Raw genomic sequence first — 19,257 nt, forward strand, 5'->3', positions numbered from 1 at the left:
TTCAGGCTTTTTTACATGGCACCGTAATGATCACCCGTGCACCGCCTTCAACACGGTTTCCCGCTTCAATACGCCCTCCGTGCTTCGCAATAAGCAGCTGTGCTGTATACAATCCAAGCCCGGAATGGCCTTTGTCTAGAGATCTAGATGGATCGCCCGAGTAGAATTTATCGAACATCCGCCGCAAATCAAGAGCGCTGAACCCCTTCCCCGTATCCTTCATGTCAAAGGTAATCTGCGTCTCGTCTACGATGACCGTCCACTCGATCCTTCCCTCCGCTGGCGTAAATCGCAAGCTATTGGTAATCACGTTATCGAATACTTGCTCCAACCGTGATGTATCCAGAAGAAACTGCTGTTCTTGGTCGCATCGCCTATTCACATAAGAGAAGTCAAAAGCAATCCCCTTCTCACGGCATAACAATGCGTATTCATCTTTTTTCCGCTCACAGAAGGCGAGTAAGTCCGCTCTCATATACTGGAGGACAAAATCAGGCGTGTCGATTTTATTCAGGAACAGCAATTCCGTCAGCATTTTGTCCGCACGCTGCGTGCTGTTCTGAATGGTTAACAAGTACTTCTCCAACCGTTCGGGACGGCGTGAACCGCTCTCAACCAAATTATCTACATGACCTTGAATGATCGTCAGCGGCGTCCGCAAATCATGGGCAATCGCAGAGATCATGTCGCGTCTCTCCTGCTCCAGCTTCCACTCCCGCTTCAAGGATTGCTCCAGCGCGATCCGCATCTCTTCGAAGGCATCGGAGAGCTCGATCAGCTCCTTCGACCCACCCGCTCCTGCGACGGAGAAATTCAGGTCATTCTGTTGGATTCGTCTAGCTCCCCCGATGATCCGTGCGATCGACGGCTCGAGCCGTTTGCCCAATTTTCTCGCGAAAATAAAAGAGAACAAGACGATGAAGAAGAACGGTGCGATCAAACTGCTCAGAATAAGCGTAACGAGCAGCCCGTTTCCAGGGTTGTTGGAGGATACACTTAAACTGTATCGCAGCACCAGCATCCCCTTTAATTTTTTCTGTGAATCAAGGATCGGGTGGTAGTTAATATATTTCCCGCCCTTCTTCTCGCTACGGTTCAGCTTGCTTAGCACATCCTCCGGGCTGTTGACGAAGGTCTCCCCCTTCCAGCCGTAGACGATTTGCCCCTTCAGATTCACGATTTGATACTGCATGCCTTTCGTCGGAATTACACGTTCCAGCGCATTCTGCATCGATGGAGATAATAAGTCGTCTTTTTGCTGATCCACATAACCTAGAATCTGGGGAATTTGCTGCTCATAATAATTGGCTGGAAGAATGCTCTTGTCCGTCTGACGAATCAGAACATAGAGCGTACTGCCCCAAACCAGCATCGAGCCGATGAAGCTATAGAAAAGGACGAGTGTAAATGCGCCCATAAACTGCCTGCGCAGCGGTTTTCGACTTGCCTTTACTTCCTTTCGAATTTGTATCCTACCCCCCATACCGTCGTAACAAAGGTCTTCTCCGGTGCTGCGCACGCCAGCTTCGCCCGGATATTTTTGATATGTTCGGTGATTGTGGCTGCGTCTCCCTCCGCATCGAATCCCCAGATCTTCTCATAGATTTGTTCCCGCGAGAATACTTGATTCGGATGCATGAAGAGAAGCTGGAACAATTCGAACTCTCGGCTGGTCAGCGGAATCGGGAGGTTCTGGTAGAATACCTGCTGGCTGTCCAGATCCATCGTGAGATCGCCCTGGTGCAGCAGCTTCGGCTGATGATCAAGATGGCTCCGCTGCTCCCGACGAAGATGCGCTCTTATTCTCGCCTTCAATTCTTGCATGCTAAAAGGCTTCACGATATAGTCATCGCCACCGACGGCGAGTCCTTGGATCCGATCCGCTTCATTGGAGCGCGCGCTTAAGAACAGAATCGGACACGAGACCCGGTCACGTATCGCTTGGCATACTTCGAGCCCATCGAGATGCGGCATCATAATATCCAGGATGATCAAGTCGGGCGTCTCTCCCAGTCGATCGAACACTTCCTTGCCGTCATAGGCCACCGATACCTCATACCCATCATCCTGCAGCGCATCGCGCATAAATTCGACGATTTCTCGCTCATCATCGGCTATTAATATCTTTTCTCTCATCTCTTGGATTTCCTTTCTCGTCTATCAATCTAGCAGCCCTATCCCCACATTGTACCTTCTTGTGCGCCAAAAATCCCCCTGCAGCGGCACACACGGTGTTCACGACAGGGGGAACAATTAAATTTTCAGGTATAACCGAGTTAGAACTTCGTTGTCGGTTCTTTGACTTTATCGAAGACGATGATCCCGTCATATTGCTCTTTCGGAATGAATCGCATCGACATCGGCATAATGATCTCGGACGTCATGCCATCCTCGGCTGCATAGATCGGCTTGAACATCCAAGCATTATTTTTGTTCGGAGACTTGTGCTTGGATAGATCCGCAAACGCAATCTTATAGCCGCTCTGCATCATCAGCTGTTCCAGACTCCCCTTCGGCATCGGCTGAATATCGAAGATCTTCTGTGTCGTGATCGTGCTCGCCTTACCGCTGTTCATGTACAGACCCATCACATAGACCTTATCCTTCAGCTTCTTGTGCAGCAATTCTCCCATACTCGTAAAGCTGTTGATCCATTTCCCTTGTTCTTTCGTTTCGATTTTGGACGTATTCTTCGCCAGATGATCGTTATGCGCCCATAAAATTACTTTTTTGCCGGGATACATCACCTTCATTAACCACTCCACGTTGTCAGCCATGATCCGATCGCGGAATTCATAGCTTTCCTTCGTATCGTACATCCCCATCTCGATGAATTTGACCCGATCCTCCAACGTCTTGACAGCGATATCCACCATATGCGGGTTCGCAGGGTAAGCCGCCGCAAGTTGTTCTTTGTTCTCTTGGATGAACTGGATCAACGCCTTGTATTTCGGTTCGTACGCATCCTTCACCTTCTTGATTTCTGCCTTCGCCTCCGGATGACTATCGTCCATGCCATATTGGTTGAGCACCTTATAGAAATCCGTCATCGCTTGCATTTCGAAGTTGAAATAATTCTCGCCCTGATCCTTGTCTACCTTGGCAATCCAACCGGCAATAAATTGCGTTAAGTACCCTGATGTGAACTGCATGTCATAACCTGCTAGATATAAGGGATCGTTCGTCCCTTGCTTCTTCTTGATGTAATCGAATAAATTCAGCGTCTCCTTGGAATGCCAGATGGGAAAAATCGAACGCTCCATCATTTGTTGCGATGTCCATGTTCCTGCATTCTCATACGTCATGAAAGAATCCCCAAGGCCCGACTCAAATGCAATCACGTCAAAATCCAGCTCTTCGTGTAAATATTTGATCAACCTTGTCTTCATGCTGCTGTATTCTGCGACACGATGGAAATTCTCGCCAAGGCTAACGACCGTCTTATCTTTCAAGATCGGCTTCAGAAACGCTAAATCTTTATAGTCCGATGACGTCAAAGATTTAATCTCTTGGATATTCTCCTTCGCCCCTGTATTCTTCTGCGCGGTCGCCGAGGCGCTCACTGGCGATAGTAATAGTGAAAATGCTAGGCCCAGGGCCATGATACCTGTTAATCGTTTCGTTGCTTGCATGTTGAATGTTCTCCTCCTTCGAAATCCGTTATTACGTCGTTCTCTTACCATGCAGAGACATCGTAACAGGAACTTCTAAGGAATCTATAAAGATAAGAGAATAATTCCTCAATGCGCGTGACAGACCCGCTTCTTCACGAATCTCACGGCCATATATAAGACGAGCAGGATCATACCGATGTTGATCGCATAATCCGCTAGATTGAGAATGCCTCTCCCCGATCGAGACATGATAAAATCCGTGACCTGCCCGAACACCAGACGATCAATCCCGTTGCCAACCGCACCGCCGACCAAGAAACCAGCGATCATATCCGCCAATCGGCCTTTCCAGGCACCCATGCTGCGATAATAGAACACACCGATAACGAACAAGATGGCGATCACCCCGAATAACCACGCGTAACCTTGGAATAAACTGAATGCCATCCCGCTATTCTCATAATGCGTGATCTCTCGTCGTCCGAAGAACAAGCTATCTCCGATATCCAGGTTCATCCGGATCCAAATTTTCGAGACCTGATCGATCAAGATCACAACCATCGCGATCATATAAAACCACATAGCGACACCCACTTTCTTCTCAGCCTATGAACAATCAAGTAACTGCCTTGTGCTCATCATACTACAAAACATGTGGCATCTGAAAATAAAGGCACGCCCGAAGGTGAACTCTTTTCTTCTCTTCTCGTCCTCGTGTCAGAGGAGACGATTGGATTATTTTATACGCTTCGAAGGATGAATCTGTTGGATGAATACAAGACCGTCGTATTGATCGCGGACGACCATCACTTCGTCCAGCACGCCCCATGCCTTCGCAACGCGAGGGGTGTACATCCACGACGTTTCTTTCTTCAACGGAGCATTCTCTAGATCGATGAATGAAGCAGGATTTCCGCTGGCATGTAGAATGTCCTCAAGGCTGCCTGTTGCATGAGGCAGAACGGCTTCTGACTTGTTGTTATTCTTCAGGGAACTGCCTTCATAGGCATACAACCCGATCGCATAATGTTGACGCTGCAGCTTGACTGGCAGCATCTCGCCCATCGTCGGATACGGATCGTTGGCGAACCCCATCCCATTATGCTCGGTAATCATGGTCGAGTTATGGCGCCGGATATGATAGTTGTGTCCCCATAGCATGATTTTCTTATCAGGATACATGTCCTCAGCTAACCAGGCTACGTTGTCAGCCATCATTTTGTCTCTAAAATAGCTTCCTTCTCGAAGATGCTTCGCATCCTGATCAATCCACATCTGGACCATATGCTCCACATAGGTATCGAGTACGTCGATACGATTCTGCAATACCCTCTTCATGATTGGTACCATGTCTGTATGCTGCGGTACGAGCGACGCTAGCTTCACTTCATTCGAAGTGACGAACGTCTGAAGTGTCCGGTATTCCTGAATCAGCTCTTCACGTGCTGCACGGAACTTCTTCATGTCATCATAGCTTTGTACCTCGAGGAAACGCTTCTCAGCTTCTTCGAAGCGGCGGCCTTGGCTGGGATCGACCTTACCGAACCATTCTTTTCCGAACGCAATGAACGGCTCTGTCGTCGCTTGCACATCGAAGCCGGTTAAGATGAGCGGGTGGTCAGTCTTGCTGCACTTTGCGATATACTCGAACAGCGGTAAATTCTCCTTTACCTGCCACACGCCATAGACGGCTTTGTTCATCGTCTCCTCCGGGGAGTCTGCATCTAAATGGGCGTATGCGGCGCTAGTATCTCCCAAGAGGGACTCGAATGCAATGACGTCATATTGCATCTCTTCGTGCAGGAATTGCACGAGTCTCACTTTGGCCGAGTTGTATTCCGATGCGCCATGGGACGCTTCCCCGAGACTGACGATCCTTTTGTCCTTCAATAGCGGCTTTAAGAACTGCAAATCTTGAAATGAGTCCTTCGATATGGAATTCGAATGGTTAGGTTGGATTCGTATCGGAACAGCCTGTTGTTTCACCCACTGCTTCCATGTCGCCAATTCATCTTTATACGGTTGAATAGCGGCAGTTGCATGTGCTGAGTTCGTTATGGGCAGGGCGCTGGCTCCCAACATGCAGATCATACCTAGAATCGCCCACTTCTGTAGTTTGTGTTTCATTTAATGTTCCCCTCTCTATCCTGTTCCTTCTCATGGTAGCAATAGAGAGTTAAAAAGAGGTTATGCTGTGTTTAACTTTTATTTAAAAGTGAGGATAGGTTTATTTCAATAGGTTAGGCAATTTCCCTTATTCGGATGAAGTTCTTGACCTCGATTACCAGACCGCATTACAACAACTCATGTCTTTATTCTCCTTATATTGACTACTCGTCTTCTTTTTTTTGTAAAATAATGAAAGAAAACGCAGGTTTCTTGTGTCTAATGGCTGAGAGGAGGATGGGGGAATGATTTCTATGACGGCACCTGATCGAAATGAAGAGCCAGACCTGCAAAGATTGATTTCGGATTATGGGAATTCCCTGCTTCGTATGTGTTTCCTGTATCTCAAGGATTTTCGCCTAGCAGAGGATGCCGTTCAGGATACTTTTGTGAAGGTCTATACAAGTTACTCTCAATTTGAAGGGAAATCTAGCGAAAAGACATGGATTATGCGTATAGCAATCAATGTCTGTAAGAATTATCTGCGCAGTTCATGGTGGAGGCGTATCGATGGATCCGTCATTCTAGAGAATATACCTGCAGAAATGCATGACTTTGAAGATGACACACTTCTATACCAGATCATCAAGCTGTCTTCGAAATATAAGGAAGTGCTTCTTCTGTATTACTATCAAGATATGAAAATTCGTGAGATCGCAGAGGTGCTACAAATACCAGAATCCACGGTCTCGGTAAGATTGAAGCGGGCAAGGGAATCGTTAAAAGGGAAATTGAAGGGCTGGTGCGAGGATGCGTAGTGATAACAATCTTAAGAATATCATTGATGCTAGATTAGCCGAATTGACCGTCAGTCATGATCTGGAAGATAGAATACGATGTGCCTCTTTACATAAGAAAAGATATATTCAAAAACCATGGGCTGTTGTCGTCATTGTATGTATCTGTGTCATGATTTCGGTACCTGTGATGGCGTCCAAAATCCCTGTATTCCAGGATCTTATCCGGATGATTGACCCAGCACTGGCTCGATTTCTTCAACCTATAGAATTGGTTTCTGAGGATAAGGGAATCCAAATGGAAGTTGTCGCGGCCATGAGTGATGATGAGACCACCCTCGTTTATTTAACGCTGCAAGACTTAACGGGTGATCGAGTAGATCGAACCGTCGATTTGTACAATTACTCGATTGACGGTGCCAACATATTCTCCCATGAGCTTGTCGATTATAACGAGAAGACAAAGAAGGCAACGATACGAATGATTGCGAATGGCGGACATCAATTGAATGGGAAAAAAGTGACGATTCGTATAAGTTCATTTCTGAGCGGTAAAGAGTATTACGGTCAAATTGCTACGGACATTAAACTTGCCGATATCGTGCATGAAGCCCCTAAAACGATGAAACTTGATATGAACAATATCCCTGGTGGCGGGGGTGAATTATACTCTGAATTCGAGAAAATGGGTATCGTTGATATCTTGAAAGTCGACGAGAAAACGATGGCCTTACCTCCTATAGATTTTGCACAGATATCTAATATTGGCGTTGTTAATGGGAGACTTCATGTACAGACGAAATGGAAAGAAAGTATCGATGATCATGGATCTTTATATCTATTGGACGCGGATGGTGAACGTATTGATCCTAGTGGTTCGATGAATTTTGGCGTAGATGAGCAAGGAAACACAGGGTATGGAAGGCAATATATCGAGTATATTTTCGATGTAAATACATCCCAGATTTCCAATTATTCTTTACATAGCTTTTTTGTCAAAAATAAAAAATACACGGAGGGGAAATGGGCAACAACTTTCCAAATTGAAGCGATGGATCCCTCAAAAAAAATCGCTCGGAATATTGACCTTGGGCATGTGAAGTTAGATCATATTATAATTCAACCGATGGGAATCCGTGTGAAAGGGAATATTACAAACCCCGATCAGGTCGTGGTTGAAATGACGATGAAGGATGGCAAGAAAGTTTCATACAATCATGCTGTTGCTCAAGGGGCTAAAGGGAATATGAGTGTGAAATACTTTCCAACCTCTCCCGTTGAATTGCAAAATATGAAAGAGGTCCGTGTGAATGGGAAGATGATTACATTTGAATGATGTTAAACCAAGGCACACACAATGTATGAAGGCACGCCCGAAGGGCGTGCCTTGTTCCTGTTCTATGATTACTCATCTTCCTTGAAAATCGGACGAATGACGAACTCGCATGCGAATTCCTTCTCATCAAGTCGATATTGCTTCATCAGCTCCGGTCCGCAAGACCTTGATCCCACACCGCTTACTTTATAATCCAGATGAACCGTCGTCTCATCGCGCCGTACAAGATCATACGTATGACGCGCCGCCGTCAGATCCGCTGGCGTGTAATGGGAGGCATTGAAGGAGAACGGCTCTGCGGAGGCAAAATGTAGCCCCATGCCCAATTCGTTCGATACAGCTGCCCATTCGGTGCCGTAACGTGATCCATGCTCTTGTGGCATGACATAGGCCTCATACATGTCATCCACCGTAAGTAGATATTTCCCTTTGCGAACGCTCTGGCGCTTATCGATATAGCTCTCATGCGGTCCATGGCCGAAGTATTCGACTTCTTCCGAGCCTGCCGGCATCGTCAGTTCTAGTCCGAATCGAGGCAAGAACGGAAGCTCTTCGCGAACCTTCACCTTCACCGCCATGGTTACTTCACCTGTACCCTCTACCGTCCACAGCGCTTCCCCATGGAGGAATGGTGTACGAATATAAGCGCCTAGCGAGAAGGATACGCGTACCGTCACCCGAGCTGGCTCCGGTTGTTCCCATGCGCTGCTGTATACCTTCATCTGCACCTTATCGAAGCCTTCACGGATCCATTCATGGCGCGGATCGTTGTCTACAGGTGCTCTCCAGAGATTATACTGCATAGGCTTCGATAGCAGCTTCACGCCGTGCTTGGTCATTGACTGTATTACGCCAGCTTCAAGATCGAAGCCATGCTCGAAATGAAGGCCACGGATGGACAAGCGCCCTTCCTCCTCGATGGCGGTGATCGGACCCGATTGATGCGCCGGCGGTATTACAGCTGGAGCAGACGCATCGCTGAACGTGAAGGATTCGAAGGTCACCTCATAGCCCATCGGCGCCCATGCATTCTCTTGGTTCTGCCAGACGGACACGGATAGATATGTCCCGCGATCCGCATGCTCCGGCATCGTGTAAGGGAGCTGCACGTCAACGGTCGTCTGCGGAGCAGCCTCCAACTGCCAAATCTGACCTTGCTCCAGGACGCGGCCTTCTTGCTCGACTTTCCAATGCAGCGCAAGATGCGATAGACCTATGAAATCATATCGGTTCGTAATCTTCAGCATCCCTTTGGCTACATCGACGGCTTCTATGGAGACTGGCGCAAGAACCTGCTTCAATTCCAGCAGCCCCGTATGCGGCTTACGATCCGGTGTTACCAAGCCATCGACGCAGAAGTTGCCGTCATTCGGTTTATCTCCGAAATCACCGCCGTAAGCATAATACGGCTGTCCATCCGGCTTCACCGCCGCAATCCCATGATCACACCATTCCCAGACGCAGCCACCCATCAGCTTCGGATATTGATAGATCAAGTTCCAGTAATCCTTCAAATCGCCCGGCCCGTTGCCCATCGCGTGCGAGTATTCACAGAGGAAGAACGGTTTAGTCTTCGTCCCATCGAGTGCATACGCTTCCGTATCCTGCATCGAGGGATACATCACGCTCTTCACGTCTAGACATTCAACACTCGTATGATGATCCCCGAATGGCGCTTCTCCTTCATAATGGACGAGACGCGATGCATCCCTTGCCTTTGCCCATTCTGCCATCGCGACGTGGTTTACGCCATAACCGGACTCATTCCCGAGCGACCACATAATGATCGATGGATGGTTCTTATCCCGCTCCACCATGCGAACAACGCGGTCCACATATGATTCTCTCCATGCGGGGTCAGCCGACAACCAATGCGGTTTGCCTACAGCGCCCACCCCATGGGCTTCAAGATCCGCTTCATCCACGACATAGAATCCAAATTGATCACATAGCTCGAGGAATCGTGGGTCATTCGGATAATGCGACGTTCGAATCGTATTCACGTTATGCTGCTTCATCAGCTTCAAATCTTGAATCATGTGGTTGATTGGAATGGTCTGTCCCAGCTTCGGATGCGAATCGTGGCGATTCACCCCTTTGAGCTTGATCGCCTTGCCATTGACCATGAAGATGCCGTCACGAATTTCAACGTTACGGAAGCCAACGCGAATGAGGATCGTCTCCGTTCCATCTTGGAGATACAGTTCATAGAGATACGGCTGTTCCGCATTCCAGAGCGTCGGATGTGCTACTTCCAGTGTCAATGTCCCTTGCCCGTTCATATTCGACTCGCCGGAAGCGACAAGCGCACCGCTCGCATCCTGCAATTGCGCACGGACCGCGACGTCTCCCGTCGTCTCCATCTCAATGCGAAGTGTGGCATGCGAGAAATCGGATGTGAGATCCGTATTCACGAATACATCGCGAATGTGTGTCTTCTCCCGGGATAATAGATACACATCCCGATAGATTCCTGAATAACGCCATGCATCCTGATCCTCTAGGTATGTACCGTCACACCATTTCAAGACGAGCAATGTCATACGGTTCTGACCCGGTTTCACATATTCCGTCAAATCGAACTCCGCTGGAATACGGCTGCCTTGGCTGTAACCTACGAACGCGCCGTTCACCCACAGATAGAAGCAAGAATTAACGCCCTCGAATACAACATACGTCTCCTTCTGTTCCCACTGTGTTGGCAATTGGAAATCCCGTACATAGACCCCTGCCGGATTCTGATCCGGTACGAAAGGGGGATCACATGGGATCGGATAATTTACGTTCGTATAGTGCATCTGATCGTAACCGTTCGTCTGCCAGCAAGAGGGGACGATGAGATCATCCATCCCGTTCACATCAACATCCGTCGCATAGAACGTACCGTTCACTTCTTGAACGCTGCGATAATATTGAAATTTCCAGCTTCCATTCAAAGTTTGATAGAAAGCGGAATGTCCGCGTTTTCCTTGCTTGGCGCCAGCTGTATCAGGGTAAGGGATATAATGAGCCCGGGCAGGCTGCCGATTGATCTGCAACACATCAAGGTTTTCCCAGTATTTTGTAAGCGATGTCATAAGAGCACTCCTTCGATTCGATTTGCTCTTATTATAGAGGTGAGGTACCATCAATTCATAGGAACCAAAACAGACAAAACATCGTACAAAATGGACATAACAATAAACCTATAAGGAGGAACCCCATGCAAACACTGCCTTTACGCAGCAACATGCGACGGGACATTGAATTCGATATCCCCTTTTCCGTCTACACGGTCGGCACAGACATTCAAATTCCGATTACACGGCTTAGTGGATTCTCTGCCAAACAAATTCTATTCACCTTCTCAGGCTCCGGCCGTTTCCGTAAACTCGGACAGGACAAATGGGACATTATTGACCCCGGTACTTGTCTGTACATTCCGGAAGGCTTGCCGCATGAATATGTATCCCTGAAGGGAGAAACTTGGCATGTGGGGTATGTGACTTTCGTAGAGCGACGCGAGGGGATGCTGGCAAGCTGGGGGTTCGGTGCGTCACCATCCTATTCCCGCCTAGCGGATATCGCCACGATTTTCCCATTGATCGAGCGAATCTGGGCAAGTTCTGGCACGCATGAAGATCCATGGTTAACGACGGAGGTATTATTCTCGCTCTTCCTGGAGATCAAACGGCAGAACCAATTGTTCCAGGTCGGCGATACGCCGATGTTCCACAGCAGACTGAATCGCTATCGGGAATCTGCCGTCGAGAGCGCCGTGCGATTTCTGCATGACCACTTGAACCGTTCCATTACGATGACGCAGCTGGCGGCCCATGTTGGCTACTCACAAAAACAGCTCACCCGCTTATTTCGCGATGAGCTGGGTCAGACGCCCCTGCAATATTTGCAGCATATTCGAATGCAGACGGCATTAACCTTATTAAATGAGCACACGGATATTACGATTCGCCAAGCAGCGGCCTATGTCGGAATGGAGCCCACCTATTTTACGAGGCTCCATCGTCGCATGTATGGCTACGTCCCGTCGCAACGCTAGGATCTTTCGGAAGCCAGACTTGAAACGTCGTACGTTCGGAATCGCTGCTGACGTGGATCTCTCCTTCATGGAGATCCATAATACTTTTGGCAATCGCAAGCCCAAGGCCTGAACCCCCGGAATATTCGGACCTAGACTTCTCCACCCGATAGAATCGATCAAAAATATGAGGAAGATCAATCGCAGGAATCCCTTCGCCGTAATTCGTAATTTCGACGATGACGGATCGTTCCGTATCCCGCAGGAGAATATCCACGTACTTACCTTCATTGCCATAATTCAGCGCATTGGAGATGAGATTCTCGAATACACGGACAAGCTTCCGGCCATCGGCCGGGACGATCGGATGTACCACTTCATATTGCTGCCGACATTCCATCCCTGCCTGCTTAAGCTGAGGATCGAACTGAACGACCAGTTGATCGAGCATTTCGGCCAAATTAATCGGTTCTTTATTCAGGATCATCCCTTTATTCTGCATACGCGTAAACTCGAACAAATCATTGATTAGCTCGTGCAGACGCTTTGCTTTATCATGCACGATTTGGGTATAGTACCGAAGCTCCACCTCATCCCGATATTTATCGCCGTTAATTAAATTGAGATAACCAAGAATCGACGTCAGAGGCGTACGCAAATCATGGGAGACGTTGGTTACGAGATCATTTTTGATTTTCTCGGCCATCCGTTCTTCTTCCATAGACTTCTGCGCTTGAAAGACAATGTTGTTAATGCTCATGGCTAGATCACCCAGCTCATACGAATCCACAACTTCTACCTGCTTATGAAAATTGCCTGCGGCGATATGACGGATCTCCCCGATCATATGATGGATTCGCATCGTAATATATCGTTTTTTCTCATGGCGGTAACATAGGAATAAACAGAATCCGATGAGGAGAATAAGGACAAACATAAAAATAAAACTCCTCGGAACAAAGCGCAGAAACACATCCGCAACACCTTGAAGGACACCCAAATGATCATAGATATAGTATAAGAAATAGTATAGGGCACCCGCAAAGAACAACGAACTGACTACATAAAACAGTATTCTATAGATGGACATATTCCGTAGGACGGCCATTGGACTACTTCTCAATTTTATAACCTACTCCCCATACGGTCTGGATGAATGTCTCGCCAGGCGCAGCCGCTTCGAGCTTATCGCGAAGGTTGCTGATATGTACCATCACCGTTTTGTTCGAACCTACGCCTAATTCATCCCACACGCGTTCAAAAATTTCTTCGGAACTAAACACACGGCCCGGATTGCTCGCGAGCAAATACAGAATATCGAACTCGAGCGAAGTTAACTTCACAATCTTCCCTTCTACGCTTACCGTATGACTCTCCTTGTTAATCTCGAGGGACTGAATCTGAATCGCGCTCCCTTCAATCTGCGCGGATTGTTGGTAATTGGCTCGCCGCAGCAACGCCTTCACACGCGCTGTTAATTCGAGCGGATTGAATGGCTTAATCATATAATCATCCGCACCGGTCATAAGACCAAGAATTTTATCCATATCCTCCACCTTCGCGCTGAGCATCAGGATCGGGATATTACTCTTCTTGCGCACCTGCCGACACACTTCCATCCCATCCATTTTGGGCATCATAATATCAAGGATTAAGAACTGAAACGTCACGCTCTCCATTTTCTTCATGGCCTCTACGCCGTCATGCGCTTTATGAATGGTATAGCCTTCGTTGCGAAGGTACACTTCGATGAGCTCTGCAATTTCTTTGTCGTCATCGACGATTAATACGGTTGTACTCACACCCATTGCTCCTTTATCGCTTTGACTTTTACTAGTATGGAACGAATAGTTGGGATATAGACGGAGTCGAATCCCAAGGCCATTAACTTCTGCGTCTCTACGAATCGCGTATCCGAATCGTTCGTTCCCATGACGACCGAAATGAGCCGGCGCCCATCGCGTGATGCTGTCCCTGTGAAGCAATAACCTGCTTTATTCGTATAGCCTGTTTTCAACCCATCCATTCCTTCGACCGTTAATTCCGGCTTCAACAGCATGTGATTGGTGCTCTGAACTTTCTCTCTGCTAAATTTTAATGTGTACGCGGGTAGGCTCGTTGTCTTGAGCACCTCCGGGTAATCACGCAGCAATGCCTGGGCCAACTTCCCAAGATCCTTGGCCGTCATCTGGGAAGCTTGATCCCCTTCCGTTAATCCCGTTGCATTGATGAAATAAGAATCCTCTAGCCCCAGCTCAAGCCCTTTTTCATTCATTCGTGCAGCAAAATTAGCCTCAGACCCTGCAATATGCTCAGCTAACGCGACGGCCGCATTATTCGCTGAAGAAATTAACATGGCGGCATACAAATCCCGCACGGTCACGCGATCTCCAACCCTTAGATCAATTTTTACCCCGTCGGTAATCGCCGCATCAGAGCTGATCGGAACCTCATCGTTCCAACTTATCTTCCCTTGATGTAATTGTTCAAGTACCAGATATTCCGTCATCATCTTCGACATACTCGCTGCCGGGAGCGACATGTCCGCATTTTTCTCATACAGAACTTCACCTGTCTTCGCATTGATTAGCAATGCGGCTTGTGCTTCTATAGTAGGTTCTACGATATGTTTAAGGAACAGTACGGTACAAATGGCAGAAACGACGGATATTCCTGTGATCAGTCTAGTTTTAATCATTTTCATGCACTCCTATCTAACAGATTACTGCTAGTATAAAGAGCGGATTCTAAGAGAACAGAAAGAAAAGATTAAGAATTTCTAAGGAATTGTTCAAAACGATGGATCCATTTAACACATGCAAAAACCCACCTTGTGATCGGTGGGTTCATGATTCCTTACTGCTAGTGACAGTGTCACCCCTGCTGAACATGCACACGAGGAACGCGTGCCGAAATACTGCATACCAGTTCATTGGTGATCGTTCCAGCTAATTCCGCTAGAGAGGATAGCGTTACCGTATTTCCCTGATCCTCTCCCACGAGAACGACCGCGTCGCCAAGAAGAACATCATCTATGTCCGTGACATCCACCATAAGCTGATCCATGCACACCTTGCCAATTTGCTCAGCATATTGTCCACGAATAAGGACTTGTGAGCCTTGCCCAGACACACTTCGCGGATACCCATCCGCATAGCCAATCGGTATCGTCGCAATCTTCATATCCCGTTGTGCTACATAATCCCGTCCATACCCGATTTCAGCTCCCTTAGGAACGTGCTTCACCATTGCAATGGTGGCCTTGAGCTGCATCACAGGCTTTAACTGGAGGTCTTGGCTCATTTCTCCGGAAGGAACACCAAATAGCAGCATTCCCGGACGAACCAAGTCATAGTGGAAATCCGGATAATTTACGATCCCAGCACTGTTCTGGATATGGGTCATCCCTACGGGATACTCTCGCAGCTGGTACAAGCACGTATCGAATCGATCCGCTTGCATCCGCGTATAGGCCTCATCTTTAGGATTCAACTGATCCGCAACAGAGAAATGGGAGAACACCCCTTGAACATGTAACCCTGGATACGCAAATAGGGTCTTCACCGCATCCATGTCGTCATAAGCGAATCCAATCCGGTACATACCTGTATCTATTTTAATATGAATCGGAAACCGAATTTGATGATCCAGCCCGTATCGATTCAGCTGTTCAGCATACTCCGATGAAAATACCGTCTGCGTAATCTGGTAGGCTGCCAGCTGTTCGAATCCTTCCTGGGGCGTAGCACCAAGAATCAAGATCTCACCTCGAATGCCGTACTGCCTTAGGGAGATCGCTTCATCCAGATTGGATACCGCGAACCTCGTCACGCCTAATTCCGTCAGCAACTGAGCGGTTCGCCTTGCCCCATGCCCATAGGCATCCCCCTTCACAACAGCCATGATCTGTGTCTTCGTCGGGAGGATGGACCGGATTTGATCCAGATTATAAGCGATATGATCTAGATTAATTTCAGCCCAAGCTCGTCTTTGCAGCATAACGTTTCCTCCTGACCCATAGATGTGATAAGGCGAATGATAGGATGAAGATGACGAAAAAATATAAAAGACTACTCGCTTTTAAAATCGGAAGCTGAAGAGATAGGACCCTGACGGCGAGGATCACCGCAGGGTGGATCAAATACAATACCATGCTGATCTCAGAAGCATATCGATAGAATGATTTTTCTCGAATATCGAGCCTCAGCAGGAAAATGAATCCCAAACTTACCACTGGGACGAGCATGAGGTACATACTGTCATGATGCGGCCATCCTAAGATTTGCAGCAACGCTGCTTCGAAGACCAACCACCCGAATGAGAAGAGAAGACCGAACTCACAGAGTGCATCTGACAGCTTCCATTGTGGTAACTCCTTGGCAATCAAGGCGCCTAGCGCAACGAAAGGGAGACCGAAAAAGAGCCCATTTCGACTATACTCAAATACAGCCAGATACCCGTTAACGATGTCATTCAGCACTGGGGCTTGCACGGCTAATCCATAATAGGAATCAGCTAACAAGCCTATCGTATAAAGAAAGATTGAAATCGCTGCGATCCATCGAAGCTGCATCCTCTGCTGTAAGAAATATACGATGGCAATGCCGCACATAAGAGCGGGTAGGAACCATAAATGATAATAGGTACCAACGAAGATCACTTGTTTGATATAGTGCAGAAGCCATTCCTTCGTAAAGCCTTCGTTCATCCAGACATACATGTTCACCGGAAGGTAAATGGCACTCCAGAGCACATAGGTGACTCCGAGCTTCTTCATATACTGCTTGAATTGCGACATTGATCTTGATTTCACGAAAAAATAATAACCCGCAGTCATAAAGAAAAAGGGAACCGCCACCCGCGCGATCACCCTCGTTAGAATAAAATTGCCTGTATCGGAATACGACTCCAGCGGGTCCGTATGGATACAAATTACCAAAAAGGCCATGATGAGCTTGGTGAGATCGAGCGCATGGTCTCGTTGCTTGGTCATTTCCTACGACTCCCTTGCCAGCTCAATCAACCGATCAATCAATTCGCTATAGGATAGGCCTGCAGCTGCGATCATGGCGGGGTAACGACTAGATGCGGTGAACCCCGGCATTGTATTAATCTCATTAAATATAATTTCGCCTGCTGGCGTGATGAAGAAATCTACACGTGCTAGTCCTCTGCAGCCTAAGACGCGGTATACTTCCATACCACGCTGCTTCACCGCTTCGAGCACTTCCGATTGAACTCTAGCGGGTACATGCTGCTTGATCTCTCCAAGCAGATACTTATCGTCGTAATCCAGGAAATCGCGACTAGGCTCAATCTCCCCAATTACACCCGTGGACAATTCCTCATTGCCATAGACCGCACAGCCCACTTCAATCCCTCGAACTTCCTTCTCGATAATGACTTTACGATCGAACGTAAATGCATATTGAACCGCCCGATCCAATGCTTCTGCATCACGCACCTTCGTAATTCCGACCGAGGAACCGGAGCTCGAAGGTTTCACGAATACGGGATAGCCGTAGTGCTGTTGGACAAACTGATCGATACGGGTCGCTTCATAGGTTGCTTGAGTTACATACACGTAGTCAGTCGTTTGAATGCCGGCGCTTTTGACGAGGTCTTGCGTGAAGGCCTTGTCCATCGAGACAGCGGAAGAAGCCGTATCGCATCCGACGTACGGAATACCGGATAATTGTAGCAAGCCTTGAACCGTTCCATCTTCTCCATTCTTGCCGTGCAAGACCGGGAACACGCAGTCCACCTGCACATACTCATACTGCCCGTCATCATCCAATAACAGAATCCCTGGCCGCGTCGGGTCCGTTAGAATGCCTGCCGGACGGCATGACGCATGCTGATGCCAGCTGCCATCCCGAATCCGATCGATGCCGCCGATATAACGTAGCCATTTGCCCTCCTCTGTAATGCCGATACATATCACTTCATACTTGTCATGCGGTATATGTTCAATCACTGCCGCTGCAGATTGTAATGACACCTGATGTTCTGTGGACATGCCGCCAAATAAAACTGCTACCTTCGCTCGCTCCATTTTCATCTCTCCTATTCTTTTCTTGCTCGTATCGATAGTATAAAGAACGGAAACTAAGAGAAAAGAAAGAAAAGGTAAAGTTTTTCATAAGAAATATAGTTGAGGATAACGAAAAAAACTTGCAGCCTTCTCTGTGTTAGAGCGGAGCTGCAAGCTTGGATGTTGTTGGGCGATGATTTAGGCAGGAACAGGTGATAGACCTCCACAGGAAGTGGTGCTTCGAAAGCTAACGAACACTAGTAACCTTATTGGCCTCAAAAACCGTGGTATTTCGTTGTAACGAATCTATATAACCTTATTGGAGGGAATGACGTGCAAAATGGCCCATTCATGGTCCAATAGGGTGTCTAGAATTCGTTAGCTGCGATAACAAAAAAGCTCTAACGACATTTCATGTCATTAAAGCTTTATCTTATAAATAAATGGTCGGGATGACACGATTTGAACATGCGACCCCCTGGTCCCAAACCAGGTGCTCTACCAAGCTGAGCTACATCCCGAAAAAATAAATGGCGCGCCCTAAGAGATTCGAACTCCTGGCCTTTTGATTCGTAGTCAAACGCTCTATCCAGCTGAGCTAAGGGCGCATATAAAATTGTAATGGAGCGGACGACGGGAATCGAACCCGCGACCCTCGCCTTGGCAAGGCGATGCTCTACCGCTGAGCCACGTCCGCATATGAAGTTGATCAAGAATAAAAATGGCGGAGCTGACGGGATTCGAACCCGCGGTCTCCTGCGTGACAGGCAGGCATGTTAGGCCTCTACACCACAGCTCCACAGTATAAAATCGGTAATAATTTGGTTGCGGGGACAGGATTTGAACCTGTGACCTTCGGGTTATGAGCCCGACGAGCTACCGAACTGCTCCACCCCGCGATAATTTTCATGGTGACCCGTAGGGGATTCGAACCCCTGTTACCTCCGTGAAAGGGAGGTGTCTTAACCCCTTGACCAACGGGCCATGTCTAACTTTCGTTATGTGAACCATCTGATGGGCAAAAAAAAACCACAAAAGTGGTATCCGCTTGGCATCGTCCTACTCTCCCAGGACCCTGCGGTCCAAGTACCATCGGCGCTAGAGGGCTTAACGGTCGTGTTCGGGATGGGTACGCGTGGAACCCCTCCGCCATCGACACCAAACGGATTATGTTCAGAGTTTGATCTCTGAAAACCAGATGCGAGATAATTTTGCGTTTTATGTTTAGGATAAGCCCTCGACCGATTAGTATTGGTCAGCTCCACACATTGCTGCGCTTCCACCTCCAACCTATCAACCTCGTCGTCTTCAAGGGGTCTTACTAATTGGGAAATCTCATCTTGAGGGGGGCT

The 19,257-nt window shown here is 47.8% G+C and carries 15 protein-coding genes, 6 tRNA genes and 2 rRNA genes; 3 read left to right on the top strand and 20 right to left on the bottom strand.

Annotated elements, in window-relative coordinates:
- Position 1: 1 nt before the first annotated feature.
- From AC3WU2_RS20630 to AC3WU2_RS20650, 5 genes are all read right to left on the bottom strand, one after another.
- Positions 2-1,417: a sensor histidine kinase gene (locus AC3WU2_RS20630; RefSeq protein ID WP_492456936.1), complete on the bottom strand. Its 1,416-nt coding sequence runs from the start codon at positions 1,415-1,417 to the stop codon at positions 2-4.
- 32 nt (positions 1,418-1,449) lie between these two features.
- On the bottom strand, positions 1,450-2,136 hold the full coding sequence (locus AC3WU2_RS20635; protein WP_492456937.1) for a response regulator transcription factor: 687 nt from the start codon (positions 2,134-2,136) through the stop codon (positions 1,450-1,452).
- Positions 2,137-2,276: 140 nt separating this feature from the next.
- On the bottom strand, positions 2,277-3,632 hold the full coding sequence (locus AC3WU2_RS20640; protein ID WP_492456938.1) for an erythromycin esterase family protein: 1,356 nt from the start codon (positions 3,630-3,632) through the stop codon (positions 2,277-2,279).
- 108 nt (positions 3,633-3,740) lie between these two features.
- Positions 3,741-4,196, bottom strand: coding sequence for a signal peptidase II (lspA, locus tag AC3WU2_RS20645; RefSeq protein WP_492456939.1), 456 nt, complete (start codon positions 4,194-4,196; stop codon positions 3,741-3,743).
- Positions 4,197-4,349: 153 nt separating this feature from the next.
- Positions 4,350-5,741: an erythromycin esterase family protein gene (locus AC3WU2_RS20650; protein ID WP_492456940.1), complete on the bottom strand. Its 1,392-nt coding sequence runs from the start codon at positions 5,739-5,741 to the stop codon at positions 4,350-4,352.
- Positions 5,742-6,025: 284 nt separating this feature from the next.
- Here AC3WU2_RS20650 and AC3WU2_RS20655 point away from each other — a divergent pair, with 284 nt between their 5' ends.
- Positions 6,026-6,538, top strand: a complete 513-nt coding sequence (locus tag AC3WU2_RS20655) for a sigma-70 family RNA polymerase sigma factor (protein WP_492456941.1) — start codon at positions 6,026-6,028, stop codon at positions 6,536-6,538.
- A complete protein-coding gene (locus tag AC3WU2_RS20660) occupies positions 6,531-7,853 on the top strand; it encodes a DUF4179 domain-containing protein (RefSeq protein ID WP_492456942.1) in 1,323 nt (440 codons plus the stop codon). Before AC3WU2_RS20655 ends, AC3WU2_RS20660 begins: the two co-directional genes overlap by 8 nt.
- Positions 7,854-7,921: 68 nt before the next feature.
- Here AC3WU2_RS20660 and AC3WU2_RS20665 read toward each other — a convergent pair whose 3' ends face one another.
- Positions 7,922-10,930 (bottom strand): glycoside hydrolase family 2 TIM barrel-domain containing protein, encoded by a 3,009-nt coding sequence (locus AC3WU2_RS20665; protein WP_492456943.1) that lies wholly within the window; start codon positions 10,928-10,930, stop codon positions 7,922-7,924.
- A 125-nt stretch (positions 10,931-11,055) separates the two neighbouring features.
- Here AC3WU2_RS20665 and AC3WU2_RS20670 point away from each other — a divergent pair, with 125 nt between their 5' ends.
- Positions 11,056-11,892: a helix-turn-helix domain-containing protein gene (locus AC3WU2_RS20670; protein WP_492456944.1), complete on the top strand. Its 837-nt coding sequence runs from the start codon at positions 11,056-11,058 to the stop codon at positions 11,890-11,892.
- On the opposite strand, the gene AC3WU2_RS20675 is transcribed toward AC3WU2_RS20670, so the two are convergent.
- The 14 genes from AC3WU2_RS20675 to AC3WU2_RS20740 form a co-directional block, all read right to left on the bottom strand.
- Entirely contained in the window at positions 11,843-12,808 is a 966-nt protein-coding gene (locus tag AC3WU2_RS20675) for a HAMP domain-containing sensor histidine kinase (RefSeq protein ID WP_492456945.1), read from the bottom strand. The two genes, AC3WU2_RS20670 and AC3WU2_RS20675, sit on opposite strands and share 50 nt — an antisense overlap.
- A 175-nt stretch (positions 12,809-12,983) precedes the next feature.
- Positions 12,984-13,673, bottom strand: a complete 690-nt coding sequence (locus tag AC3WU2_RS20680; protein WP_492456946.1) for a response regulator transcription factor — start codon at positions 13,671-13,673, stop codon at positions 12,984-12,986.
- Positions 13,670-14,569, bottom strand: coding sequence for a D-alanyl-D-alanine carboxypeptidase family protein (locus AC3WU2_RS20685; RefSeq protein ID WP_492456947.1), 900 nt, complete (start codon positions 14,567-14,569; stop codon positions 13,670-13,672). Before AC3WU2_RS20685 ends, AC3WU2_RS20680 begins: the two co-directional genes overlap by 4 nt.
- Positions 14,570-14,745: 176 nt before the next feature.
- Positions 14,746-15,870: an alanine racemase gene (alr, locus tag AC3WU2_RS20690; RefSeq protein WP_492456948.1), complete on the bottom strand. Its 1,125-nt coding sequence runs from the start codon at positions 15,868-15,870 to the stop codon at positions 14,746-14,748.
- On the bottom strand, positions 15,845-16,864 hold the full coding sequence (locus tag AC3WU2_RS20695; RefSeq protein ID WP_492456949.1) for an acyltransferase family protein: 1,020 nt from the start codon (positions 16,862-16,864) through the stop codon (positions 15,845-15,847). Before AC3WU2_RS20695 ends, alr begins: the two co-directional genes overlap by 26 nt.
- Before the next feature lie 3 nt (positions 16,865-16,867).
- Positions 16,868-17,926: a D-alanine--D-alanine ligase family protein gene (locus tag AC3WU2_RS20700; RefSeq protein ID WP_492456950.1), complete on the bottom strand. Its 1,059-nt coding sequence runs from the start codon at positions 17,924-17,926 to the stop codon at positions 16,868-16,870.
- A 423-nt stretch (positions 17,927-18,349) separates the two neighbouring features.
- Positions 18,350-18,426: transfer RNA gene (locus tag AC3WU2_RS20705), tRNA-Pro, on the bottom strand.
- 10 nt (positions 18,427-18,436) lie between these two features.
- Positions 18,437-18,513 (bottom strand) — tRNA-Arg (locus AC3WU2_RS20710).
- Positions 18,514-18,527: 14 nt separating this feature from the next.
- Positions 18,528-18,602: transfer RNA gene (locus AC3WU2_RS20715), tRNA-Gly, on the bottom strand.
- Between the two features lie 25 nt (positions 18,603-18,627).
- Positions 18,628-18,704 (bottom strand) — tRNA-Asp (locus AC3WU2_RS20720).
- Between the two features lie 23 nt (positions 18,705-18,727).
- Positions 18,728-18,804 (bottom strand) — tRNA-Met (locus AC3WU2_RS20725).
- A 10-nt stretch (positions 18,805-18,814) separates the two neighbouring features.
- Positions 18,815-18,889 (bottom strand) — tRNA-Glu (locus AC3WU2_RS20730).
- A 62-nt stretch (positions 18,890-18,951) separates the two neighbouring features.
- A 5S ribosomal RNA gene (gene rrf / locus AC3WU2_RS20735) occupies positions 18,952-19,068 on the bottom strand.
- A 62-nt stretch (positions 19,069-19,130) separates the two neighbouring features.
- Positions 19,131-19,257, bottom strand: a 23S ribosomal RNA gene (locus tag AC3WU2_RS20740); the annotation flags it as partial.

The organism is Paenibacillus sp. EB106-05-06-XG162, from assembly GCF_058791655.1.

What these genes read in the sequence shown, in the direction of transcription:
- AC3WU2_RS20630 (WP_492456936.1), bottom strand. Translation starts at nt 1,417, where the DNA reads ATGGGCGCATTTACACTCGTCCTTTTCTATAGCTTCATCGGCTCGATG.
- AC3WU2_RS20635 (WP_492456937.1), bottom strand. Translation starts at nt 2,136, where the DNA reads ATGAGAGAAAAGATATTAATAGCCGATGATGAGCGAGAAATCGTCGAA.
- AC3WU2_RS20640 (WP_492456938.1), bottom strand. Translation starts at nt 3,632, where the DNA reads ATGCAAGCAACGAAACGATTAACAGGTATCATGGCCCTGGGCCTAGCA.
- lspA (WP_492456939.1), bottom strand. Translation starts at nt 4,196, where the DNA reads ATGTGGTTTTATATGATCGCGATGGTTGTGATCTTGATCGATCAGGTC.
- AC3WU2_RS20650 (WP_492456940.1), bottom strand. Translation starts at nt 5,741, where the DNA reads ATGAAACACAAACTACAGAAGTGGGCGATTCTAGGTATGATCTGCATG.
- AC3WU2_RS20655 (WP_492456941.1), top strand. Translation starts at nt 6,026, where the DNA reads ATGATTTCTATGACGGCACCTGATCGAAATGAAGAGCCAGACCTGCAA.
- AC3WU2_RS20660 (WP_492456942.1), top strand. Translation starts at nt 6,531, where the DNA reads ATGCGTAGTGATAACAATCTTAAGAATATCATTGATGCTAGATTAGCC.
- AC3WU2_RS20665 (WP_492456943.1), bottom strand. Translation starts at nt 10,930, where the DNA reads ATGACATCGCTTACAAAATACTGGGAAAACCTTGATGTGTTGCAGATC.
- AC3WU2_RS20670 (WP_492456944.1), top strand. Translation starts at nt 11,056, where the DNA reads ATGCAAACACTGCCTTTACGCAGCAACATGCGACGGGACATTGAATTC.
- AC3WU2_RS20675 (WP_492456945.1), bottom strand. Translation starts at nt 12,808, where the DNA reads ATGTTTGTCCTTATTCTCCTCATCGGATTCTGTTTATTCCTATGTTAC.
- AC3WU2_RS20685 (WP_492456947.1), bottom strand. Translation starts at nt 14,569, where the DNA reads ATGATTAAAACTAGACTGATCACAGGAATATCCGTCGTTTCTGCCATT.
- alr (WP_492456948.1), bottom strand. Translation starts at nt 15,870, where the DNA reads ATGCTGCAAAGACGAGCTTGGGCTGAAATTAATCTAGATCATATCGCT.
- AC3WU2_RS20695 (WP_492456949.1), bottom strand. Translation starts at nt 16,864, where the DNA reads ATGACCAAGCAACGAGACCATGCGCTCGATCTCACCAAGCTCATCATG.
- AC3WU2_RS20700 (WP_492456950.1), bottom strand. Translation starts at nt 17,926, where the DNA reads ATGGAGCGAGCGAAGGTAGCAGTTTTATTTGGCGGCATGTCCACAGAA.